Annotated in this window: 2 rRNA genes (1 of these 2 running past the window's edge); both read left to right on the top strand. The window is 54.5% G+C overall.

From position 1 onward, the window contains the following. The first annotated feature begins 255 nt into the window (after nt 1-255). A 16S ribosomal RNA gene (locus FS769_RS16650) occupies nt 256-1,777 on the top strand. A gap of 417 nt (nt 1,778-2,194) precedes the next feature. Continuing rightward, nucleotides 2,195-3,005 (top strand): 23S ribosomal RNA (locus tag FS769_RS16655); it runs 2,401 nt beyond the window's last position. Together the 16S and 23S rRNA genes form the textbook arrangement of a ribosomal RNA operon.

Consider the following 3,005-nt stretch of genomic DNA (forward strand, 5'->3'; position numbering starts at 1 on the left):
TGAACTGCCTCACGGGTAGGTCGGAAGACTGTTTCCTGTGGGTGCGTCCGTTCCTTGAGAACTCAACAGCGTGCACTTGTCAAATGCCAATTTATTCCTCGTCGGTCCGTGTATTCGGATTGCGAGAAATTCCTTTGGATCAAAGACCAGCCCTTTTGGGGGTTGGCATATGGATACGTCAGTAATGATGTTTCTCTTTGGTCAGTTTCAAACTCGCTGCGGCCCCGTTTTCCCGGTGGTTGTATGCATTTCTTTTTTACGGAGAGTTTGATCCTGGCTCAGGATGAACGCTGGCGGCGTGCTTAACACATGCAAGTCGAACGGTGAAGCCAAGCTTGCTTGGTGGATCAGTGGCGAACGGGTGAGTAACACGTGAGCAACCTGCCCTGGACTCTGGGATAAGCGCTGGAAACGGCGTCTAATACTGGATATGAGCCCCTATCGCATGGTGGGGGTTGGAAAGATTTTTTGGTCTGGGATGGGCTCGCGGCCTATCAGCTTGTTGGTGAGGTAATGGCTCACCAAGGCGTCGACGGGTAGCCGGCCTGAGAGGGTGACCGGCCACACTGGGACTGAGACACGGCCCAGACTCCTACGGGAGGCAGCAGTGGGGAATATTGCACAATGGGCGAAAGCCTGATGCAGCAACGCCGCGTGAGGGATGACGGCCTTCGGGTTGTAAACCTCTTTTAGCAGGGAAGAAGCGAAAGTGACGGTACCTGCAGAAAAAGCGCCGGCTAACTACGTGCCAGCAGCCGCGGTAATACGTAGGGCGCAAGCGTTATCCGGAATTATTGGGCGTAAAGAGCTCGTAGGCGGTTTGTCGCGTCTGCTGTGAAATCCCGAGGCTCAACCTCGGGCCTGCAGTGGGTACGGGCAGACTAGAGTGCGGTAGGGGAGATTGGAATTCCTGGTGTAGCGGTGGAATGCGCAGATATCAGGAGGAACACCGATGGCGAAGGCAGATCTCTGGGCCGTAACTGACGCTGAGGAGCGAAAGGGTGGGGAGCAAACAGGCTTAGATACCCTGGTAGTCCACCCCGTAAACGTTGGGAACTAGTTGTGGGGACCATTCCACGGTTTCCGTGACGCAGCTAACGCATTAAGTTCCCCGCCTGGGGAGTACGGCCGCAAGGCTAAAACTCAAAGGAATTGACGGGGACCCGCACAAGCGGCGGAGCATGCGGATTAATTCGATGCAACGCGAAGAACCTTACCAAGGCTTGACATATACGAGAACGGGCCAGAAATGGTCAACTCTTTGGACACTCGTAAACAGGTGGTGCATGGTTGTCGTCAGCTCGTGTCGTGAGATGTTGGGTTAAGTCCCGCAACGAGCGCAACCCTCGTTCTATGTTGCCAGCACGTAATGGTGGGAACTCATGGGATACTGCCGGGGTCAACTCGGAGGAAGGTGGGGATGACGTCAAATCATCATGCCCCTTATGTCTTGGGCTTCACGCATGCTACAATGGCCGGTACAAAGGGCTGCAATACCGTGAGGTGGAGCGAATCCCAAAAAGCCGGTCCCAGTTCGGATTGAGGTCTGCAACTCGACCTCATGAAGTCGGAGTCGCTAGTAATCGCAGATCAGCAACGCTGCGGTGAATACGTTCCCGGGTCTTGTACACACCGCCCGTCAAGTCATGAAAGTCGGTAACACCTGAAGCCGGTGGCCCAACCCTTGTGGAGGGAGCCGTCGAAGGTGGGATCGGTAATTAGGACTAAGTCGTAACAAGGTAGCCGTACCGGAAGGTGCGGCTGGATCACCTCCTTTCTAAGGAGCATCTGGCACTGGGGTCTTCGGGCTCTTGTGTCCAGGCGCCAGTTCAACACCGCACGTGTGTTGCTGGTAGCTCATGGGTGGAACATTTGACTTGGTGCTCATATCTGATGGTTTGGATCTAGTACGCAGCTTGTCTGCAGGAACGGTTCGGTCCGAAGGGGTGGGTACATGCACGCTGTTGGGTCCTGAGGGGCCGGGCGCTGACGGGGGTCTTCGGATTCGTTGTTGGTGGCTGTTCCTCGAGGGCCTTTTTCTGGTGTCACGGTTGTGGCGTCGGGGAGGGGTACCGCCCGTACTTTGAGAACTACACAGTGGACGCGAGCATCTTCGACATGAGCCTTCGGGTTTGTGTCGTGAAGATGATCTTAAAGATCATTAGTCAATTTTTTGACGATTCAACTCATGTGATTTCAAGTCTTTAAGAGCAAACGGTGGATGCCTTGGCATCTGGAGCCGAAGAAGGACGTAGCAATCTGCGATAAGCCTCGGGGAACTGATAAGCGAGTTTTGATCCGAGGGTGTCCGAATGGGGAAACCCCGCCAGGGCGCGTGCGTACCTGGTGACTCCCGCCTGAATATATAGGGCGGGTAGAGGGAACGTGGGGAAGTGAAACATCTCAGTACCCACAGGAAGAGAAAGCAAAAGCGATTCCGTCAGTAGTGGCGAGCGAAATCGGAAGAGGCTAAACCTAGCGTGTGTGATAGCCGGCAGGCGTTGCATGTTGGGGGTTGTGGGACTTTTCGGATTGTTCTGCCGAATGATCGACGTGACAAGAGAGTATAGACGAACGGTTTTGAACGGCCGGTCATAGAGGGTGCGAACCCCGTAGTCGAAATGCTTGTTCTTGGCGTGAAGAGTATCCCAAGTAGCACGGGGCCCGAGAAATCCCGTGTGAATCTGTCAGGACCACCTGATAAGCCTAAATACTCCCAGATGACCGATAGCGGACAAGTACCGTGAGGGAAAGGTGAAAAGTACCCCGGGAGGGGAGTGAAATAGTACCTGAAACCGTTTGCTTACAAACCGTTGGAGCCTCCTTAGTAGGGGTGACAGCGTGCCTTTTGAAGAATGAGCCTGCGAGTTAGCGATACGTGGCGAGGTTAACCCGTGTGGGGTAGCCGTAGCGAAAGCGAGTCTGAATAGGGCGATTCAGTCGCGTGTCCTAGACCCGAAGCGAAGTGATCTATCCATGGCCAGGTTGAAGCGACGGTAAGACGT

This window comes from Microbacterium sp. BH-3-3-3 (assembly GCF_007679045.1).
GTDB classification, from domain to species: domain Bacteria; phylum Actinomycetota; class Actinomycetes; order Actinomycetales; family Microbacteriaceae; genus Microbacterium; species Microbacterium algihabitans.